This window comes from Pseudomonas sp. MWU12-2319, assembly GCF_023242525.1.
Lineage (GTDB): Bacteria > Pseudomonadota > Gammaproteobacteria > Pseudomonadales > Pseudomonadaceae > Aquipseudomonas > Aquipseudomonas gingeri_D.
This window is the reverse complement of record NZ_JALJES010000024.1, coordinates 16,269-30,529: the sequence shown is the minus strand read 5'-3', so window position 1 is coordinate 30,529 and position 14,261 is coordinate 16,269. Positions and strand designations below refer to the sequence as shown.

The window sequence follows — 14,261 nt, the reverse complement described above, 5'->3', positions numbered from 1 at the left end:
ATCAGACGGCGAAGAGCAGGAATTCCCGCTCCCACGAACTGATGACGCGCTTGAAGTTTTCATGCTCGGCCCGCTTGACCGCGACGTAGCCTGTGATGAATTTCTTGCCCAGGTATTTCTCGATGGTCTTGCTGTTTTCCATCCGCTCCAGGGCGTCTTCGATGGTCAGCGGCAGGCGCAGGTTGCGGCGTTCATAACCACGACCGACCACCGGCGCGCTCGGGTTGAGGCCTTCGACCATACCGATGTAGCCACACAGCAGGCTTGCCGCAATCGCCAGGTAAGGGTTGGCGTCGGCGCCCGGCAGGCGGTTTTCCACACGGCGGTTCTGCGGGCCGGCATCCGGGACCCGCAGGCCGACGGTGCGGTTCTCTTCGCCCCATTCGACGTTCACCGGGGCCGAGGTGTCCGGCAGGAAGCGGCGGAACGAGTTGACGTTCGGCGCGAACAGCGGCAACAGCTCGGGAATCAGCTTCTGCAGGCCGCCGATGTGATGCAGGAACAGCTCGCTCATGCTCCCGTCTTCATTGGAGAAGACGTTCTTGCCGGTGGCGATGTCGATGATGCTCTGGTGCAGGTGCATGGCACTGCCCGGCTCGCCGGTCATGGGTTTGGCCATGAAGGTCGCCGCCACGTCGTGCTTGAGCGCCGCTTCGCGCATGGTGCGCTTGAACACCAGGATCTGGTCCGCCAGGGACAACGCGTCGCCATGCCGGAAGTTGATCTCCATCTGCGCCGTGCCGTCCTCGTGGATCAGCGTATCGAGGTCCAGCTCCTGCAGTTCGCACCAGTCGTAGACGTCTTCGAACAACGGGTCGAATTCGTTGGCCGCTTCAATGGAGAAGGACTGGCGACCGGTTTCCGGGCGGCCGGAACGGCCGACCGGCGGCTGCAACGGATAGTCCGGGTCGTCGCTGCGCTTGGTCAGGTAGAACTCCATTTCCGGCGCCACGATCGGCTGCCAGCCCTTTTCGGCATAGAGTGCCAGGACCTTCTTGAGCACGTTGCGCGGCGACAGCTCGATGGGGTTGCCCTGCTTGTCGTAGGTGTCGTGGATCACCTGGGCGGTGGGCTCAATGGCCCAGGGCACCACATACACCGCATTGCTGTCGGGGCGGCAGATCATGTCGATGTCGGCCGGGTCGAGCAGTTCGTAATAGATGTCGTCATCGACGTAGTCGCCGGTCACCGTCTGCAACAGCACACTCTCAGGCAGACGCATGCCTTTTTCGGCGATGAACTTGTTGGTCGGCGAGATCTTGCCCCGGGTGATGCCGGTGAGGTCGGCAATCATGCATTCGACTTCTGTGATCTTGTGGTCTTTCAACCAATCGGTGAGCTGGTCGAGGTTGTTACTCATAAGTGCCTCTGGGTTGGGGTTCCTGACGTCTATTATCGGTCAGGCGTTCCTGGACGTATCGACTTCGCGCTGTAAAACCCGCTTTCGACAGGCATCGCCGAAAGCCTGGAAGATCGCCAGGTAGACCGGGTTGCTCGTGACCTGCCATTCCGGGTGCCATTGCACCCCTAAAGCAAAAGCCTTGCCTTCGACCACCGAGACCGCCTCGATCAGGCCGTCCGGCGCCGTGGCTTCGACGCGCAACCCCGGTGCCAGGCGGTCCACGCCCTGGCTGTGAATCGAGTTGACCTGGAATGGCGTCGGCAGCCCGAGCCCCGCCAGTACGCCGCCGGGTTGAACCTGCATGGCATGGGCCGGACCGTACTGTACGTCCAGTGGCTGGGACTCGTCTTCACGATGATCCATGAAGGTTCCAACCTCATGAACCTTTTGATGCAGGCTGCCGCCGAAGGCCACGTTCATTTCCTGGAAGCCCCGGCAAATACCGAGCACCGGAATGCCCGCGGCGACGGCGGCACGGATCAACGGGAGGGTGGTGCGGTCGCGTGCAGAATCATGAGCAGTGCCCGGCGCGCTGGCCGGACCGCCGTACAAATGCGGTTCGACGTTGGACGGAGAGCCGGTAAACAGGATTCCATCCAGGCCGTCGAGAATATCGGACGGCTCGAACAGCTCGGCCAGGGCCGGAAGAATCAGCGGCAGCCCTTTGGCTGCGACGGCGACAGCACGGACATACTTGTCGCCACTGATGTGATAAGCATGCAAACCGATCTGTTTGGAGCATGCGGTAACGCCGATCAACGGCAGGCGAGACATGTAGCACCCCGGTATTATTGCTGTTATGGGTTTCAATCGAGCTTAGCCTTGTTCATTTTTTTACACAACACCCCCGTAAAAAATACAACACGGCCCGCTCAAGCCCGCGGTGCCGGAGAGCGTCCGGTGCAAAAAATTGCCCCAAAAGGCCGCAAAAAAGCCCCCTGAGCGCTTTTTCAGGGCAAAAAAGGCCTCGCTTGACTTCGGCATGCCGTTCGGGTTGACTGAAACCAGAAAAGATCAATGATTGATATTTTTAACAACAAAGGTGTTGCATCATGTCGGTACCCCCGCGTGCCGTTCAGCTTAACGAAGCGAACGCGTTCCTTAAGGATCATCCTGAGGTTCTGTACGTAGACCTTCTAATTGCGGATATGAATGGTGTGGTGCGCGGCAAGCGCATCGAACGCACCAGCCTCCACAAGGTTTACGAGAAAGGCATCAACCTGCCTGCCTCTCTATTTGCCCTGGATATCAACGGCTCGACGGTGGAAAGCACCGGCCTGGGTCTGGATATCGGTGATGCTGACCGAATCTGTTATCCGATCCCCGACACCCTGTGCAATGAACCTTGGCAAAAGCGCCCGACCGCGCAGCTGCTGATGACCATGCACGAACTCGAAGGTGAACCTTTCTTCGCCGACCCTCGCGAAGTCCTGCGGCAAGTCGTGAGCAAGTTCGACGAACTCGGCCTGACCATCTGCGCCGCGTTCGAGCTGGAGTTCTACCTGATCGACCAGGAGAACGTGAACGGTCGCCCACAACCGCCCCGCTCGCCGATCTCCGGCAAACGCCCGCACTCGACACAGGTCTACCTGATCGACGACCTCGACGAATACGTCGACTGCCTCCAGGACATCCTGGAAGGTGCGAAAGAGCAAGGCATCCCGGCCGACGCCATCGTCAAGGAAAGTGCCCCGGCGCAGTTCGAAGTGAACCTGCACCACGTGGCCGATCCGATCAAGGCCTGCGACTACGCGGTATTGCTCAAGCGCCTGATCAAGAACATCGCCTACGACCATGAGATGGACACCACCTTCATGGCCAAGCCTTACCCGGGCCAGGCGGGCAACGGACTGCACGTCCATATCTCGATTCTCGACAAGGAAGGCAAGAACATCTTTGCCAGTGAGGATCCCGAGCAGAACGCCGCGCTGCGTCACGCGATCGGCGGTGTGCTCGAGACCCTACCGGCACAGATGGCCTTCCTCTGCCCGAACGTCAACTCCTACCGTCGTTTCGGCGCACAGTTCTACGTGCCGAACTCGCCGTGCTGGGGCCTGGACAACCGGACGGTGGCGATTCGCGTACCGACCGGCTCGTCCGACGCGGTACGTATCGAACACCGCGTCGCCGGTGCCGATGCCAACCCGTATCTGCTGATGGCTTCGGTCCTGGCAGGCGTGCACCACGGCCTGACCAACAAGATCGAGCCGGGCGCTCCGGTGGAAGGCAACAGCTACGAGCAGAACGAGCAGAGCCTGCCGAACAACCTGCGTGATGCCCTGCGTGAGTTGGATGACAGCGAGATCATGGCCAAATATATCGATCCGAAATACATCGATATCTTCGTCGCCTGTAAAGAGAGCGAGCTGGAGGAGTTCGAACACTCCATCTCCGACCTCGAGTACAACTGGTACCTGCATACCGTGTAAGCGCTTGAAGCAATAAAAAGAACGCCGCCGGCCTTGGGCCTGCGGCGTTTTTTTATGCCCGCCTGCCAGCGATGCGGACTCACAGACACCACACCAGCGTCCTCGCGTACAATGCCCGCTGCCCTTGCCGGAGAACCCCATGACCCGCCCCGCCACCGCTCGCAAACCCCGCGCACGCAGCCAGGCCCGGATCGACTCGATCCTCGACGCCGCGCGCACCTTGCTTGCCGCCGAAGGCGTGGCCAGTCTGTCGATCTACAGCGTGGCGGAACGGGCCGAGATCCCGCCGTCCTCGGTCTATCACTTCTTCGCCAGCGTCCCGGCCCTGCTCGAAGCCCTGACCAACGATGTCCACGCGGCGTTCCGCGCCACCCTGCAGGCGCCCATCGACCACCAGGCCCTCACCAGCTGGCGCGACCTGTCACGGCTGGTGGAGCAGCGGATGCTGAATATCTACGAGGAGGATGCCGCGGCGCGTCAGTTGATCCTTGCGCAGCACGGCCTGACCGAAGTGACCCAGGCTGACCGCCAGCACGACATCGAACTCGGCGACCTGATGCACAAGCTGTTTATCCGGCATTTCGAATTGCCGACACTGCCCAAGGAAGTCGATGTGTTCGCCCTGGCGATGGAGCTGGGGGATCGGGTCTATGCGCGCTCGGTGCAGTTGCACGACCAGATCACGCCGCGCATGGCCGAAGAAGGGATGCGGGTGTTCGATGCGTACCTGGGGCTGTATTTGCCGCCGTATCTGCCGAGGCGCGAACACCCGCTCTGAGCCACAGGGTCAGAACGGCGCATCACCGAGAATGGTCGCCCGGTGCATCACCCGGCGGTTCGGCCGGTAATCGTCTACCGCGTAATGCTGGGTCACGCGGTTGTCCCAGAATGCCACGTCATTCTCCTGCCAGCGCCAGCGAATGGTGAACTCCGGACGCGTCGCATGGGCGAACAGCAACTTGAGAATCGCGTCGCTCTCGGCCTCCTCCAGCTCGTTGATCCGGGTGGTGAAACCCTCGTTGACGAACAACGCCTTGCGTCCGCTCACCGGGTGCGTGCGGATTACCGGATGCGACAGCGGCGGGTTCTTCCTGCGGGTCTCCTCCCAGCGCGCCAGGTCCTCGGGCGTATTGCCGAAACGCTCGACAGGAAACGACTTGATGAAGTTGTGCGTCGCCGTCAGCCCGTCCAGCAACTGCCGCAACGGCGCCGACAAGGCTTCAAACGCCGCGATGCCACTGGCCCACAGGGTGTCGCCACCAAACGCTGGCAGCTGCTTGGCGCTGAGCACCGCGCCCAACGCCGGGGTCGGCAGGAAGGTCACGTCGGTGTGCCAGACCGCGTTGTCGCGCACGTCAGTCACCGCCGTGTCGAGGATCAGCACTTCGGGCTGCTCCGGCACGTTCGGGTAGATCGGATGAATATGCAGGTCGCCGAAATACGCCGCAAAGGTCGCCTGCTGCACCGGGTTCAACGGCTGGTTACGGAAGAACAGCACCTGATACTTGAGCAGTGCCTGCTGGATGGCGTCGCGATGTTCGACGGTCAACGGCCGGTTCAAGGTAACGCCGTCGATCTGCGCGCCCAGGGCGGCGCTCAGGGGAGTAATGGTCAGGCTCATGATCGATCTCTTCAAATACGCGCCGGGCTGTCGGCGTGGTCAATACCTTGCGGTCTGTCAGTGAGCCTGGCCGTGCCACGGCACCAGCTTGCGCTGCAGGGCGCGCAGGCCCATCTCCATGGCAAAGGCGATAAAGGCGATCACCAGGATCCCCAGCACCACCACATCGGTCACCAGGAACTGTGCCGCCGACTGCACCATAAAGCCCAGGCCACTGGTGGCGGCGATCAGTTCGGCGGCCACCAGGGTCGACCAACCGACACCGAGGCCGATACGCACACCGGTGAGAATGTCCGGCAAGGCGCTGGGCAGGATCACATGGCGAATCAGCTGGGCACGGGTGGCCCCCAGGGATTGCGCGGCCCGCAGCTTGGCCGGATCGACAGTGCGCACGCCGGTGGCCGTGGAGATGGCGATCGGGGCGAAAATCGCCAGGTAGATCAGCAGCACTTTCGACAGCTCACCGATCCCGCACCAGATCACGATCAGGGGCAGATAGGCCAGCGGTGGAATGGGCCGGTAGAACTCGATCAGCGGGTCGAAAATACCCCGGGCGATGCGGTTGTGGCCGATGGCGATACCCACGGGAATCGCGGTCAGCACCGCAAAGCCGAGGCCCAGGCCGATACGCCCAAGACTCGCGCCCAGGTGCTGCCAGAGGGTCGAGTCCATGTAGCCCTTGGTTGCCAGCAACCAGCCTTTTTCCAGCACCGCTCCAGGTGGCGGTAGAAACAATGGTTCGATAAGGCCCGCAGCGGTCACCGCCCACCAGAGCAGGACCAAGGTCAACAGGGTCAGCACACTGATCCAGCGCGTACTCAGGCTGCGGCGAACCGGTATGACTTTCGGTTTGCCCGCCAGCGTCACCGGCAATTCATAGCTGCTCATACGAACTCCTGCCGCTGGGCGGCGCTGCGTTGGGAGAACACACGAGCCAGCACGTGCTCGCGGGTTTCGATAAAACGCGGGTCGGACTTGATCGCCCGGGCCGATTCACCGGCGCTGTAGCGCTGGCCGAAATCCAGGCTCAGGCGTTCGACGATCTGCCCCGGATTCGGCGCCAGCAGAATCAGGTCAGTGGCGAGAAAAACCGCCTCTTCTATATCGTGGGTAATCAGGAACACCGGCTTGGCGGTGCGGCGCCAGACTTGCAGCAACAGCTCCTGCATCTGTTCGCGGGTAAAGGCATCGAGGGCGCCGAAGGGCTCGTCCATCAGCAACACCCGAGGGTCCGCCGCCAGGGCACGGGCCAGGCCGACACGCTGTTTCTGACCACCGGACAATTGCCAGATCCGACGCTTGTCGAAACCGGCCAGGTCCACCAGGGCGAGCATCTCCCGGGCGCGGCTTTCACGTTGCGGCCGGGGCACACCCGCCAGCTCCAGACCGAAGCCGACATTGGCCAGTACATCCTGCCAGGGCAATAGCGCGTCATCCTGGAACACCACGCCACGCTCGGCACTCGGGCCTTTGACGGGCACGCCGTCGAGGGTGATGCGCCCGGCGCTCGGCTCGACGAAGCCGGCGATCAGGTTCAACAGCGAGGTCTTGCCACTCCCCGAAGGCCCGAGGGCCACCAGCAGTTGCCGGGGGCCGAGGCTGAGGGAGATGTCCGCCAGCACCGGCTCGGCCGCGCCGGGGTACTGTGCGCTGATGCGCTCCAGCTGTAACAAGGCCATGACGGCGGCTCCTCGGCTGAATCAGTTGGTGATGAACTTGGCGCTGACATAAGGGGCGTAGTCCGGCAGCACGGCATCGACCTTGCCCTGCTCTTTCAGGAACGCGGCGGTGTCGGTGATGGCCTGGGCGGTCGGCTTGCCGAGAACGGTGACCTGGTCAGCCGCCAGCGGATAGACGTTGCCTTGCAGCAGCAGGGGAATATCAGACGCCTTGGCGCCAGAGAGCTTCACCAGCTTGTCGACATTGCCCTGGGTCGCCAGCCAGGCTTGCGGGTCCTTGCGGTACTGGGCGTAGGCATCCAGGGTGACCTTGGCGAAGGCCTTGACGATTTCCGGGTGCTTCTCGGCGAAGTCCTTGCGCACGATCCAGGCATCGAAGGTCGGCGCACCGAACTTGGCCAGCTCGCCGGACGTGATCAGCACCTTGCCGTTTTCCTTGGCCACGCCCAGGGCCGGGTCCCAGACGTAGGTGGCGTCGATATCACCGCGTTTCCAGGCGGCAATAATGGCCGGCGGCGCGAGGTTGAGAATCTGTACTTTCGAAGGATCGATATTCCAGTGCTTCAGGGCGGCCAGCAGGCTGTAGTGCCCGGTGGAGACAAAAGGCACGGCGACTTTCTTGCCGATCAGGTCCTGGGGCGATTTGATCCCGGAGCCGTCACGGGCCACCAGGGCTTCGGCACCGCCGATCTGGGTGGCGATCAGGAAGGTTTCCACCGGCACCTTGCGGGTGATGGCCGCCGTCAGCGGGCTGGAACCGAGGTAACCGATCTGCACATCACCCGAAGCGATGGCGGCAATGATATCGGCGCCGTTATCGAACTTGCGCCAGTCGATCTTCGCCTGTGTGGCTTTTTCATAAGCGCCGTCGGCCTGGGCGACTTTCGCCGGATCGACGGTGGTCTGGTAGGCCACGGTCACATCGGCAGCCTGGGCAAACCAACTGGCCCCGGCCAGGGACAAGGCCGCCAGAAGGCGGAGCGGAGCAGGGAGTTTCATGGGACAAGTTCCTCGACAGGCGACCGGGAATCGGCATGTAGAGAGACTAAATGATCTAAGAATCTTAAAATAAATAACTTATTTGCATTAGCTTATGAGTCAAAATATGACATGCGACAGCCGGCGGCCAGCGCTTGCAGCGCCAGCTCGTGTCTGCGGGACGCCGTACCATCAGACGCTCAGCGGAAAATCCGCAAAATAACTAAACCCGACGAATGAAGGCACGTTCCGCGTTTTTTCTTCTATGGTTCTTGGCACAGCAACATGTCAGCGGTCCGGCTTAATCAGCCAAATGCTGTAATAAATTGACGGGAGTGGCAGCGTTTAGCCATGATTGCGTCGCTTTTGTGAACTTTCCTGTCTATGAGAACGGCTCTCAAATACGGATTGCTCGAAAAAAGCTGCTACAAATACTTTTCAGAAATAAGTCTGGAGGCCGACAAAAGCTTCAGACCAGGGTGAATTCCCAGGCGATTTATTCCTGAATCGTATTAAAAAGGACGAAATAGTTCTTTTTGGGTTTATGAAAAGTTTCATTACCCTGCAGGGACCAAATTCACAGCGAGTTAGACCAAAGTCTAGACATGGTTTGTTACGATTGACTTACCAGTCACGATCTGGTGCTAATCGCGCATCTGTGGCTACAAAGGGACGCTAGATCCCCGGCCAGGACACACAAAAATTAGAAATGAGAGGAGCTGTACCATGAAGAAGTCCACCTTGGCCCTAGCAGTGGCCGTAGGCGTTTTGGCGCAACACGCATATGCCGATGGGCAAGCGGATGCCAAAGGTTTTATCGAAGGCGCTACGTCGACCCTGGGTCTGCGTAACTACTACATCAACACCGATAACCGTGACCGTGACGCCGCCAAAGCGGGCCAGAGCCTGAACTCGGAATGGGGCCAAGGCTTCGATCTGCGCTTCAACTCCGGCTACACCCAAGGCACCGTAGGTTTCGGCCTGGATGTAATCGCCCTGACCGCTATCAAACTGGACAGCGGTGGTGGCTCCAACGGCGCAACCCCAACCAGCGCTGGTGGTACGGTATTCCCGACTGAAGCCACTGGTGGCAAGAACGCCAAGGCGGTCAATGATTTCAGCAGCCTGGGCCTGACCGGCAAAGTCCGTGTTTCGCAGACAGAACTGAAGATCGGTACCTTGATGCCGAACAACCCGGTGATCAAGTACAACGACGGTCGCCTGCTGCCACAAACCTTCACCGGCGGCCAGATCACTTCGAACGAGATCAAGGACCTGACCCTGACCCTCGGCCAGGTCGAGAAGGCCAAGGGCCGTAACTCGAGCAACGACGAAGATTTGTCGATCAATGGCGCAAACGGCAGCTCGAACTACTCTCAGGGTACTACAGGCCGGTTCAGCAACAAGTTCCAGTACGCTGGCGCCGACTACAAGGTCACCAAGGACTTGGTCGCTTCGTACTACTTCGGCGAGCTGAAAGATTTCTACTCGCAGAACTTCCTGGGTCTGGTGCACAACTGGGCGATCGGTCCAGGCGTGCTGAAAAGCGACCTGCGTTACTACCGTAGCCGCGACAATGGTGCCAACGGCAATACCAGCGGTTACTTCACCACCGGCTACTACCCTGACAACTCCACCCTGGCCACTCAGGGCAAGGGCAAGGTCGACAACAACCTGTACAGCTACTTGGCCCTGTACTCGGTTGCCGGTCACACCTTCGGTGCTGGCTATCAGTACAGCAACGGCGAAAGCGACTTCCCATGGTTGAACCAGGGTGACGGCTCGTCCAACAGCACCATCACCGATATGCAGATCCAGAAGTTCGCCCACGCCGGCGAGCGTACCTGGCAAGCTCGCTACGCCTATGACTTCGCTCAGGTCGGCGTGCCCGGCCTGACCGCAGGTGTTATCTACCTGCGCGGCAATAACGTAGACACCGCGGCCAAAGAATATACCGCCCAAGCAGCACCCGCCCTGGGCACTGGCCGTTCCGAGTGGGAACGCGACATCACCGTCGCTTACGTGGTACCGGAAGGCACCTTCAAAAACGTCGGTGTGGCCTGGAAAAATGCTATGTGGCGTAACGATATCGTCGGCCAGCGCGAACAAGACGAAAACCGTCTGATCGTCAGCTACACAATCCCGCTGCTGTAAGAAGCGTGATCGTTTAAAGTCGAGATCCACACTCAGCCCGGCGCAATGCCGGGCTGAGTGCTTCACGTACCGCTTAACACTACCTCTCAGCTTCGACTCGAACGCCAACCTTCGACATCACGGCGCCCGGCACCCCACTGAGTTACATCCCCTTAGCCCTCTCACAAGCTGTGGACAAGGTTGCTCCTGCGCCCGTCCGGCGTCCAATGAAGAAGTTTTTAATATTCAATTTCGATCTAGATAAATCGATATTTATTCTTTTTAAATAAACCCTGCAGCAGGCACAGTAGGCTCATCACGCACTCACCAGGAGCAGCACCATGAGCCTAAGACTCGGCGATATCGCCCCCGACTTCGAACAGGATTCCAGCGCCGGCACGATTCGTTTCCACGAGTGGCTCGGCGACAGCTGGGGCGTGCTGTTCTCCCACCCGGCGGACTTCACCCCGGTGTGCACCACCGAACTTGGCTTTACCGCCAAGCTCAAGGACGAATTCGCCCGGCGCGGCGTCAAGGCCATCGCCCTGTCGGTGGACCCGGTGGACTCGCATCACAAGTGGATCGAGGACATCAACGAGACCCAGCACACCGTGGTCAACTTCCCGATCCTGGCCGATGCCGACCGCAAGGTGTCCGATCTCTACGACCTGATCCACCCGAATGCCAACGACACCCTCACCGTACGCTCGCTGTTCGTGATCGATCCGAACAAGAAGGTGCGGCTGACCATCACCTACCCGGCCAGCACCGGGCGCAATTTCCACGAGATCCTGCGGGTGATCGACTCCTTGCAGCTCACCGATAACTACAAGGTGGCCACCCCGGCCAACTGGCAGGACGGTGACGAGGTGGTGATCGTGCCATCGCTCAAGGACGAAGACGAAATCAAGAAACGCTTCCCCAAAGGCTACCGCGCGGTGAAGCCGTACCTGCGCCTGACACCACAGCCCAACCGCTGAAACCGATTTTTACCGACTCACGATGCAGGGGTTTCAGGCCGTTTCGACGGCCTGTTTTTTTGCCTGGAAGAAAGCCATCCGCATATTCATTTAAAGAATAAACAAATGAAAAAATAAGATTTATAGATATATAAATCAGCTGATATGGTCTGTCCATCACGGTGAGATCGCAGCCCGCGAATCGCCGACAAACGCTTAAGGAATTAGCCACATGCTGGTCGTCACACTTGGAGGAAGCCCCAGCCAGCGATCACGCTCCGGGGTACTGCTGGACCAGGCCAGGCGCTGGTTGATCGAACAAGGCGTGGAAGTGGTGAGTTACCAGGTCCGCGACTTCCCGGCCGAAGACCTGCTGCACGCACGCTTCGGCAGCCCGCAGATCATCGACCTGCTGCAACAGATCGACCAGGCCGACGGCCTGGTCATCGCCACGCCGGTGTACAAGGCCTCATTCTCCGGCGCCCTGAAAACCGTGCTCGACCTGCTGCCCGAACGTGCCCTGAGCCACAAGGTGGTGCTGCCCATGGCCACCGGCGGCAGCATCGCCCATATGCTCGCGGTGGATTACGCCCTCAAGCCGGTGCTGTCGGCGCTCAAGGCCCAGGAAATGCTCCACGGCATCTTCGCCGAAGACAACCAGATCGCCTATGGCGAAGGCAGCGCCCAGGCGCAGCTGGCCCCGGCCCTGGAACAACGCCTGAATGAGGCCCTGGAACAGTTCCACTGCGCCCTGGCACGACGTCCCAAGCCCCTGGACCCGACACTGCTCAACGACCGCCTGCTCACGGCTCGCTGGAGCATCTGAGCCGCTTTACCCGACATCGATGTACTGGCCTTACTCGCCCGCCAACGGGCCAGCAGGTGCAGCCAAAACCCTCACCGCAAAAAGGAGAGCGCCATGCGCACTGTCATTTTGCGTCGCGGTCTGGTCGCTCTGTTTGCTGCGGCTGTCACCTTCGGCGCCATTACTCAAGCTCAAGCCGAGACACTTCGGATCGGTTATCAGAAATACGGCACCCTGGTGCTGCTCAAGGCCAAGGGCACCCTGGAAAAACGCCTCGCGGCCCAGGGCGTGCAAGTGCAATGGACCGAGTTCCCCGGCGGCCCGCAACTGCTCGAAGGACTGAACGTCGGTTCCATCGACTTCGGCGTGACCGGCGAAACACCGCCGGTCTTCGCCCAGGCCGCCGGTGCCGACCTGCTCTACGTCGCTTCCGAACCACCGGCGCCCACCAGTGAAGCAATCCTGGTGCCCAAGGACTCGCCGATCAAATCGGTGCAAGAGCTCAAGGGCAAGAAGGTCGTCCTCAACAAAGGCTCCAACGTCCATTACCTGCTGGTCCGCGCCCTCGAAGACGCCGGCCTGAAATACAGCGATATCCAGACCGTATTCCTCGCGCCGGCCGATGCCCGCGCCGCCTTCGAGCGTGGCAGCGTCGACGCCTGGGTCATCTGGGACCCCTACCAGGCCGCCGCCGAGCAACAGCTCAAGGCCCGCACCCTGCGTGACGGTACCGGCCTGGTGGACAACAACCAGTTCTACCTCGCAACCCGCCCCTATGCCGAAAAACATCCCGAGGTGATCAAGGCCCTGGTGGAAGAAGTCCGCGCAGTAGGCGACTGGTCCAAGGCCAATCCCGAGGAAGTCACCACCCAGGTGGCACCGCTGCTCGGCTTGCCCGCCGACATCACCCGGATCTCGGTGAACCGCCAGGGCTATGGCGCGCAGTTCCTCACCCCGGAAGTGATCGCGGCGCAACAGAAAATCGCCGACAGCTTCTACCAGCTCAAATTGATTCCCAAACCGCTGAGCATCAAGGACGTGATCTGGACCCCGCCGGCGGCCGTTGCCAAAGCACTTTGAACCGTATTCCTTAGGAGACCACTCCATGAGCCTCAATATTTTCTGGTTCCTGCCTACCCACGGCGACGGCCATTACCTTGGCACCGCCGAAGGCGCTCGCGCCGTTGACCACGGTTACCTGCAGCAGGTGGCCCAGGCTGCCGACCGTCTCGGTTTCGGTGGCGTGCTGATCCCCACCGGACGTTCCTGCGAGGACTCCTGGCTGGTGGCCGCTTCGTTGATCCCGGTGACCCAGCGCCTGAAATTCCTGGTCGCCCTGCGCCCCGGAATCATCTCCCCGACAGTGGCGGCGCGCCAGGCCGCAACCCTCGACCGGCTGTCCGGCGGGCGGGCGCTGTTCAACCTGGTGACCGGCGGCGACCCGGACGAACTGGCCGGCGACGGCCTGTTCCTCAGCCACGAAGAGCGCTACCAGGCCTCGGTGGAATTCACCCGTATCTGGCGTCGTGTGCTGGAAGGCGAAACCGTCGACTATGACGGCCAGCACATCAGCGTCAAAGGCGCCAAGCTGCTCTATCCGCCGATCCAGCAACCGCGTCCGCCGCTGTACTTCGGCGGCTCGTCGGAAGCCGCCCAGGACCTCGCCGCCGAACAGGTGGAAATGGTCCTGACCTGGGGCGAACCGCCTGCCGCCGTTGCCGAGAAAATCGAGCAGGTGCGGGCCAAGGCCGCCAAGCTCGGGCGCACCGTGCGCTTCGGCATTCGCCTGCATGTGATTGTCCGTGAAACCAATGCCGAAGCCTGGCAAGCGGCGGACAAACTCATCTCCCATCTGGACGACGAGACCATCGCCCGCGCGCAGAAATCCCTGGCGCGTTTCGACTCCGTCGGCCAGCAACGCATGGCCGCCCTGCACGGCGGCAGCCGCGACAACCTGGAAGTCAGCCCCAACCTCTGGGCCGGCGTCGGCCTGGTCCGCGGCGGTGCCGGCACGGCGCTAGTGGGCGACGGCCCGACCGTGGCCGCGCGGGTCAAGGAATACGCCGATCTGGGTATCGACACCTTTATCTTCTCCGGTTACCCCCACCTGGAAGAGTCATACCGAGTCGCCGAACTGCTGTTCCCGCACCTGGATATCGAACGTCCGGAACTGCCGAAAAGCGCCGGTTACGTCAGCCCCTTTGGTGAGATGGTCGCCAACGACATCCTGCCCAAAGCCTTGTCCCAGAGCTGAG

The 14,261-nt window shown here is 61.0% G+C and carries 13 protein-coding genes; 7 read left to right on the top strand and 6 right to left on the bottom strand.

Going from position 1 to position 14,261, the window contains the following annotated elements:
- Position 1: 1 nt before the first annotated feature.
- Together M5C01_RS28740 and M5C01_RS28735 are read right to left on the bottom strand one after the other, a co-directional pair.
- The gene (locus tag M5C01_RS28740) at positions 2 to 1,360 is read right to left on the bottom strand and encodes a glutamine synthetase family protein (protein WP_152741672.1); all 1,359 of its coding nucleotides are present in this window, start codon (positions 1,358 to 1,360) and stop codon (positions 2 to 4) included.
- Between the two features lie 39 nt (positions 1,361 to 1,399).
- Positions 1,400 to 2,176: a gamma-glutamyl-gamma-aminobutyrate hydrolase family protein gene (locus M5C01_RS28735; RefSeq protein WP_152741673.1), complete on the bottom strand. Its 777-nt coding sequence runs from the start codon at positions 2,174 to 2,176 to the stop codon at positions 1,400 to 1,402.
- 278 nt (positions 2,177 to 2,454) lie between these two features.
- Between M5C01_RS28735 and M5C01_RS28730 the strand changes: the two genes are divergently transcribed.
- Together M5C01_RS28730 and M5C01_RS28725 are read left to right on the top strand one after the other, a co-directional pair.
- Positions 2,455 to 3,831: a glutamine synthetase family protein gene (locus M5C01_RS28730; RefSeq protein ID WP_103495447.1), complete on the top strand. Its 1,377-nt coding sequence runs from the start codon at positions 2,455 to 2,457 to the stop codon at positions 3,829 to 3,831.
- Positions 3,832 to 3,970: 139 nt separating this feature from the next.
- The gene (locus tag M5C01_RS28725) at positions 3,971 to 4,609 is read left to right on the top strand and encodes a TetR/AcrR family transcriptional regulator (protein WP_152741674.1); all 639 of its coding nucleotides are present in this window, start codon (positions 3,971 to 3,973) and stop codon (positions 4,607 to 4,609) included.
- Between the two features lie 9 nt (positions 4,610 to 4,618).
- On the opposite strand, the gene tauD is transcribed toward M5C01_RS28725, so the two are convergent.
- The 4 genes from tauD to tauA are packed head-to-tail and all read right to left on the bottom strand — an operon-like array spanning position 4,619 to position 8,130.
- Complete coding sequence (tauD, locus tag M5C01_RS28720; protein WP_152741675.1) at positions 4,619 to 5,452, bottom strand: taurine dioxygenase; 834 nt, start codon at positions 5,450 to 5,452, stop codon at positions 4,619 to 4,621.
- Positions 5,453 to 5,509: 57 nt separating this feature from the next.
- Complete coding sequence (gene tauC / locus M5C01_RS28715; RefSeq protein WP_152741676.1) at positions 5,510 to 6,340, bottom strand: taurine ABC transporter permease TauC; 831 nt, start codon at positions 6,338 to 6,340, stop codon at positions 5,510 to 5,512.
- On the bottom strand, positions 6,337 to 7,131 hold the full coding sequence (gene tauB / locus M5C01_RS28710; RefSeq protein ID WP_152741677.1) for a taurine ABC transporter ATP-binding subunit: 795 nt from the start codon (positions 7,129 to 7,131) through the stop codon (positions 6,337 to 6,339). The genes tauC and tauB overlap by 4 nt, the downstream gene beginning before the upstream one ends.
- Before the next feature lie 21 nt (positions 7,132 to 7,152).
- Positions 7,153 to 8,130: a taurine ABC transporter substrate-binding protein gene (tauA, locus tag M5C01_RS28705; RefSeq protein WP_152741678.1), complete on the bottom strand. Its 978-nt coding sequence runs from the start codon at positions 8,128 to 8,130 to the stop codon at positions 7,153 to 7,155.
- 705 nt (positions 8,131 to 8,835) lie between these two features.
- Here tauA and M5C01_RS28700 point away from each other — a divergent pair.
- The 5 genes from M5C01_RS28700 to ssuD all read left to right on the top strand — a co-directional run bounded on the left by M5C01_RS28700 (position 8,836) and on the right by ssuD (position 14,260).
- Positions 8,836 to 10,263: an OprD family porin gene (locus M5C01_RS28700; RefSeq protein WP_152741679.1), complete on the top strand. Its 1,428-nt coding sequence runs from the start codon at positions 8,836 to 8,838 to the stop codon at positions 10,261 to 10,263.
- A 320-nt stretch (positions 10,264 to 10,583) separates the two neighbouring features.
- A complete protein-coding gene (locus M5C01_RS28695; protein WP_103498913.1) occupies positions 10,584 to 11,222 on the top strand; it encodes a peroxiredoxin in 639 nt (212 codons plus the stop codon).
- 211 nt (positions 11,223 to 11,433) lie between these two features.
- On the top strand, positions 11,434 to 12,027 hold the full coding sequence (gene ssuE, locus M5C01_RS28690; RefSeq protein WP_152741680.1) for an NADPH-dependent FMN reductase: 594 nt from the start codon (positions 11,434 to 11,436) through the stop codon (positions 12,025 to 12,027).
- A 93-nt stretch (positions 12,028 to 12,120) separates the two neighbouring features.
- Entirely contained in the window at positions 12,121 to 13,086 is a 966-nt protein-coding gene (locus M5C01_RS28685; RefSeq protein WP_152741681.1) for a sulfonate ABC transporter substrate-binding protein, read from the top strand.
- A 25-nt stretch (positions 13,087 to 13,111) separates the two neighbouring features.
- Positions 13,112 to 14,260 carry an FMNH2-dependent alkanesulfonate monooxygenase gene (gene ssuD / locus M5C01_RS28680; RefSeq protein ID WP_152741682.1) on the top strand — a complete coding sequence of 383 codons (1,149 nt, stop codon included), beginning with the start codon at positions 13,112 to 13,114 and terminating at the stop codon, positions 14,258 to 14,260.
- The last annotated feature ends 1 nt before the right edge of the window (position 14,261 follow it).

Coding starts and splice junctions, on each gene's coding strand:
- tauD (WP_152741675.1), bottom strand. CDS start 5,452: ATGAGCCTGACCATTACTCCCCTGAGCGCCGCCCTGGGCGCGCAGATC.
- M5C01_RS28685 (WP_152741681.1), top strand. CDS start 12,121: ATGCGCACTGTCATTTTGCGTCGCGGTCTGGTCGCTCTGTTTGCTGCG.
- tauA (WP_152741678.1), bottom strand. CDS start 8,130: ATGAAACTCCCTGCTCCGCTCCGCCTTCTGGCGGCCTTGTCCCTGGCC.
- M5C01_RS28700 (WP_152741679.1), top strand. CDS start 8,836: ATGAAGAAGTCCACCTTGGCCCTAGCAGTGGCCGTAGGCGTTTTGGCG.
- M5C01_RS28740 (WP_152741672.1), bottom strand. CDS start 1,360: ATGAGTAACAACCTCGACCAGCTCACCGATTGGTTGAAAGACCACAAG.
- M5C01_RS28725 (WP_152741674.1), top strand. CDS start 3,971: ATGACCCGCCCCGCCACCGCTCGCAAACCCCGCGCACGCAGCCAGGCC.
- M5C01_RS28730 (WP_103495447.1), top strand. CDS start 2,455: ATGTCGGTACCCCCGCGTGCCGTTCAGCTTAACGAAGCGAACGCGTTC.
- ssuE (WP_152741680.1), top strand. CDS start 11,434: ATGCTGGTCGTCACACTTGGAGGAAGCCCCAGCCAGCGATCACGCTCC.
- tauC (WP_152741676.1), bottom strand. CDS start 6,340: ATGAGCAGCTATGAATTGCCGGTGACGCTGGCGGGCAAACCGAAAGTC.
- M5C01_RS28695 (WP_103498913.1), top strand. CDS start 10,584: ATGAGCCTAAGACTCGGCGATATCGCCCCCGACTTCGAACAGGATTCC.
- ssuD (WP_152741682.1), top strand. CDS start 13,112: ATGAGCCTCAATATTTTCTGGTTCCTGCCTACCCACGGCGACGGCCAT.
- tauB (WP_152741677.1), bottom strand. CDS start 7,131: ATGGCCTTGTTACAGCTGGAGCGCATCAGCGCACAGTACCCCGGCGCG.
- M5C01_RS28735 (WP_152741673.1), bottom strand. CDS start 2,176: ATGTCTCGCCTGCCGTTGATCGGCGTTACCGCATGCTCCAAACAGATC.